This is a genomic window from Pseudomonas sp. NPDC086566 (assembly GCF_050280885.1).
In the GTDB taxonomy this organism is placed as follows: domain Bacteria; phylum Pseudomonadota; class Gammaproteobacteria; order Pseudomonadales; family Pseudomonadaceae; genus Aquipseudomonas; species Aquipseudomonas vlassakiae.
Genome location: NZ_JBNNWD010000021.1, coordinates 5,351 through 10,120, shown reverse-complemented (window position 1 = coordinate 10,120; position 4,770 = coordinate 5,351). Strand labels below are relative to the sequence as shown.

Below are 4,770 nucleotides of genomic sequence, written 5' to 3'. Positions count from 1 at the left end.
GTCTTGTTCTCGATTACCGCCTGCAGGCGCTGCTTGAGGCGCTCTTCGCCGGTATTGTCCATGGCCGCAGTGGGCTCGTCGAGCAGCAGGATCTGCGGGTTGAGCAACAGCGCACGGCCCAGGGCGACGTTCTGCCGCTGGCCGCCGGAGAGGTTTTGCCCGCGCTCGCCAACCTGCAGCTCGTAACCGTCCGGGTGCAGCCGGGCGAACTCGTGCACGCCAGCCAGCTCGGCGGCTTGCAGGATCAGCTCGTCCTCGATGTAGCGGGCACCGCTGACCAGATTGTCGCGCAAGGTACCGGCCAGCAGCTGGATATCCTGCGGCACGTAGCCGACGTTGTGGCGCAGCTCGCTGACGTCGATCTGGCGGATGTCCACGCCGTCCACCAGCAGCGAGCCGTTGTCCGCCTCATACAGGCCGACGATCAGCTTGGCCAGCGAACTCTTGCCCGAGCCGCTACGGCCGATGATGCCGACTTTCTCGCCCGGGCGAATTAGCAGGTTGATGCCCTTTAGCGCCTGGTTCTGCTGGTTCGGGTAGGTGAAGTCGACGCCGCGGAACTCGATGCCACCCTGCAGCACCTTACGGCTCAGCGGGCGTTCCTCGAAGTTGCGCTCTTGCGGCAGTTCCATCATCTGGTTGGTCGAGACCATGGTCACCTTGGCCTGCTGGTAGCGGGCCAGCAGGCCGTTGAGCGAACTCAACGGGCCCAGGGCACGGCCACTAAGCATGTAGCAAGCCACCAGGCCGCCCATGCTCAGGTTGCCGTCGATGATCAGGTACACGCCGACGCAGATCATCGCCACGCCAGCCAGTTGCTGGATCAGCAGGGTCATGTTCATCGCCAGGCTCGACAGCACCTTCACCCGCAGCTCAAGGCGGCTGAGGGTGCCAAGGGTCTGTTCCCACATGTACTGGCGTTCGCTTTCGGCATTGTTGACCTTCACCGCGTCCAGGCCGGCCAGGGTTTCGATCAGGCTCGACTGGCGCTCGGAGGCCAGTGCCATGGTTCGTTCCATGGTTGCCATAAGCGGCCGCTGCAGGGCGTAGCCGATGCCCAGGGCCAACGGGAAGGCGAGGATCGGGATCCACACCAGGTGCCCGCCGATGATGGCGATGACCATGAGGATGATCAGGGTGAACGGCAGGTCGATCAGGCTGGTCAGGGTCAGCGAGGCGAGGAAGTCTCGCAGCCCCTGGAACTCGTGGATGTTCTGGGCAAAGCTGCCGACCCGCGCCGGGCGATACTTCATCGACATGCCGACGATGCGTTCGAACAGGGTGGCCGAAATGATCAGGTCGGTCTTCTTGCCGGCCAGGTCCAGGCACAGGCCGCGCAGCCCTTTGAGAATCAGGTCGAACACATACGCGCCGGTGATACCGACGGCCAGCACCCAGAGGGTCGAGGTGGCCTGGTTGGGTACCACGCGGTCGTAGACGTTCATCACGAACAGCGGCGCAGCCAGGGCGATCAGGTTGATTACCAGGCTGGCGGCGATGGCGTCGATGTACAGCCACTTGCTGCGCAGCAAGGTGTCGCGGAACCAGGACTTGGCGCGCGGAATCAGGTTGCCGTGGTTGACGTCGTACTTGTGCTGCGGCTGGGCGAAGAACACCTTGCCGCTGTAGTCCCCGATCAGCGCTTCGCGGCTGACCAGCACCTCGCCGCCATCGCTCTCGCTGAGCAGCAGGCGCGCAGTGTCATCATTCTCCCAGCCCAGCAACACCGCGGCGCGGCCGTCCTTGAGCAGCAGCATGGCCGGCATGGCGATGCTCGGGATCTGCTCCAGCTTGCGCTGCAACAGGCGCCCCTGCAGCCCGCCGCGGGCGGCGGCACGGGGCAGCAACTCGGCGTTCAGGCGTTGGGACGGCAATGGCAGCCCGGTGGTGAGCATCGCCCGGCTGGCAGGCTTTTGATGCAGGACGCACAGCGTCAGCAGGCTATCCAGGAGCGGATCGTCATGCTGACTGCGTGGATCGTGGTTGAGTTGGACTCGACTGACTTCGGATTCCACGCGGTGCTCTCTTCAACCTGGCGGGTAGGTGGATGGGTGCGCCTCAGTTCAAGCCTGGCAGGTTCACCCGGGGTTTCAAATCGTTCTGCACAACGGTGGCCATCGGCGCGACAACGCCCTGGCTCTTGAGCAGCTGGCCAATGGTCGCCTTGATTCGGTACTGAGTAAACAACTGAATATTCTTCACTTCTACCAAGCGGCGCTGGGCGGTGAAGGTTTCGTTCTCGCTGTCGAGCAGGTCGAGCAAGGTCCGCTCACCGAGGCTGAACTGCTGCTGGTAGGCGCTGCGCACGCGGTTGCTGTGGTCGACGTACTGCTGGGCGATCGGCACCTGGGCGTTGGCGTTTTCCTGCGCGTTCCAGGCCAGGCCCAGTTCTTCGTTCAGCTGGCGCAGGGCATTGTTGCGAATGTCCAGGGCCTGGCCGGCCAGGTGCGACTTGGCTTCCAGCTCGGCCTTGTTGCTGCCGCCAGCGTACAGGTTGAAGTTCATTCGTACCATGGCTTCCCAATCGTTGTTGTGACCGGCGACACCGTCGATGTTGTTGTCGGCGGTGCGGCCGAGTTCGGCATCAAAGCGCGGGTAGAAGCTGGACTTGGCGGCGTCGTACTGTTTTTCCGCCGCGGCGATGTCTGACTCGGCCGAGCGCAGCACCGGGCTGCTTTCTACCATCTGCGCGCGGGCCTCTTCCAGGCTGGCTGGCAGCAGGTCAATGAACGGCGCCGGGGCGCTCAGCTCATCCGGCATCTGCCCCACCACGCTGAGGAAGTTGGTGTTGGCGTCGGCCAGGTTGGTCTGCTCGGTGATCAGGTTGTTCTGGGCCTGGGCCAGGCGCGCTTCAGCCTGGTCGAGGTCGGCCAGGCGGCCAACGCCACGGCTGGTGCGCAGCTTGATCTGGTCGAGGATGCGTTCATGGTTCTGCAGGTTCTCCTGGGCCAGGCGCACCATCTCGCGGCGCGACAGCACATCCAGGTAGACCTTGGCCACGTCCAGGCCAGTGCGCTCGGAGGTGTCCATCAGCGCATAGGCACGGGCGTTGACGGTAGCCTGCTGGCGGCCAACTTCGCTGGAGGTGGCGAAGCCGTCGAACACCATCTGCCGCAGGCGGATGGCCGATTCGCCGCGGTTCAAGGTTTCCCAGCGGTTACCGGTGCTCGGGCTGTCACTGCCTTCACGGCCGTAACCGGCGGTGACGTTGACCTGCGGCAAATAGCCGCCCTTGGCGGCGCGCAACTGGTAGTCGGCGGCCACGCGCGCATTCACCCCGGCCTGGATCTCGGGATGCACTTCGAGGGCCTGTTGCATGGCTTCCGGCAGCGTTTGGGCGTGGACGAAAGTGGCGGCGAAAGCGAGTGGCAGAGCGATAAACAGTGGCGCACGCATTTTTTACGGATCCCCGAAGGCGCTGTTGTCCTGAATCACGGCGGAAGCTGTGCAGGTTTGGAAAATGGCAACCTGATCTGACCGATGAGCGAGCTTCCAACAGGGCACTTCGAGAGGCACTTCGGGAAGGAAAAGCACACGTTCAAATATCAATGTGACATTACTTCGCCAATTGTTTAGGATGGCACACTTAAGGTCAATAGTTTGGCATAAAGTTAATTCCAAAGAGTTATAGCCAAATAATTGACGCCAAAAGTCCAGACCTATTATCGATACATTTCCGCCTGATGCGGCGCCACAGACGCCGCTATGGGCCGGGACGTCCCATCATCGGGTAAGCCGGAGAGTCCAATGAGCAGCGTTGTTGCGATCGTCAAGAGCATTGTTGGCCAAGTCATCGCAGTATCCCCAGAAGGCATCCGGCGCGTACTCATCGAGGGCGATCGCCTGTTCGCAGGCGAGCAGGTGCTCACCGGGGTGGGCGGGGCGGTGACCCTCGAACTGGCCGATGGCCGCCTGCTAGACCTGGGCCGCGACTCCCAATGGAGCGCGGATGCGCCGGATAGCAGCACTGACCTGGGCCAGGCCGCCGCACAAGCCGCCCCGTCGGTTGAAGAGCTGCAGCAGGCGATCGCCGCCGGTGTCGACCCGACTACACAACTCGAAGCCACGGCTGCCGGCCCTTCGGCGGCAGGCGGTGGCGGCGCGGCAGGCGGCGGCCACAGCTTCGTAATGCTCGACGCCACGGCCGGCAGCGTGGACCCGACCATCGGCTTCCCCACTGCCCCGATCGGCTTCGACACTGCGGCGACCATCGAGGAGACCGGGGGCGTCGATACCGCCACCAGCACGGCAGTCACGATGATCGCCACCGACCTCAGCCTCAGCGCCACCCCTTCCATCACCGAAGCGGGTGGCGTGATCGTTTACACCGCCACGGTCGGGCAAGCGCCGGCGACCAACCTGACCGTGACCCTGTCGAACGGCGCGGTGATTGTCATTCCGGCCGGCCAGACTACCGGCACCGTCAACGTACCGGTTGCCGGGAACGACACGCCGTACATCGATGGCGGGCAGATTTCCACCACCGTGACCGGAACCACCGGCGGCGGCAACGTGATCGTGACCCTGCCGCAAACGCCGGCAGTGACCGAGATTACTGACACTATAGACACCACCACTGCCACCCTGACCGCGTCGCCTAGCGTGACCGAGGGTGGCGTGATCACCTACACCGTGACCCTGAGCAACCCTGCCCAGACTCCGGTGACCGTGACTCTGTCCAATGGCCAGACCATCATCGTCGAAGCCGGCAAGAGCACCGGTAGCGTCGATTTCCAGACGCCGGCCAATGATGTCTACAGCAATGGTTCG

At 63.6% G+C, this 4,770-nt stretch carries 3 protein-coding genes; 1 reads left to right on the top strand and 2 read right to left on the bottom strand.

All coding sequences use genetic code 11. From position 1 onward, the window contains the following. Together ACQKPS_RS26605 and ACQKPS_RS26600 are read right to left on the bottom strand one after the other, a co-directional pair. Window positions 1-2,015 (bottom strand): type I secretion system permease/ATPase (locus ACQKPS_RS26605; RefSeq protein ID WP_427606245.1); only part of this gene is annotated, 2,015 nt, incomplete at its 3' end. Between the two features lie 43 nt (window positions 2,016-2,058). Beyond that, window positions 2,059-3,396, bottom strand: a complete 1,338-nt coding sequence (locus ACQKPS_RS26600) for a TolC family outer membrane protein (RefSeq protein WP_099816025.1) — start codon at window positions 3,394-3,396, stop codon at window positions 2,059-2,061. A 351-nt stretch (window positions 3,397-3,747) separates the two neighbouring features. Between ACQKPS_RS26600 and ACQKPS_RS26595 the strand changes: the two genes are divergently transcribed. Beyond that, the coding region (locus ACQKPS_RS26595) for a retention module-containing protein (protein ID WP_427606242.1) at window positions 3,748-4,770 on the top strand (1,023 nt) is incomplete at its 3' end.

What these genes read in the sequence shown, in the direction of transcription:
- ACQKPS_RS26600 (WP_099816025.1), bottom strand. Translation starts at nt 3,396, where the DNA reads ATGCGTGCGCCACTGTTTATCGCTCTGCCACTCGCTTTCGCCGCCACT.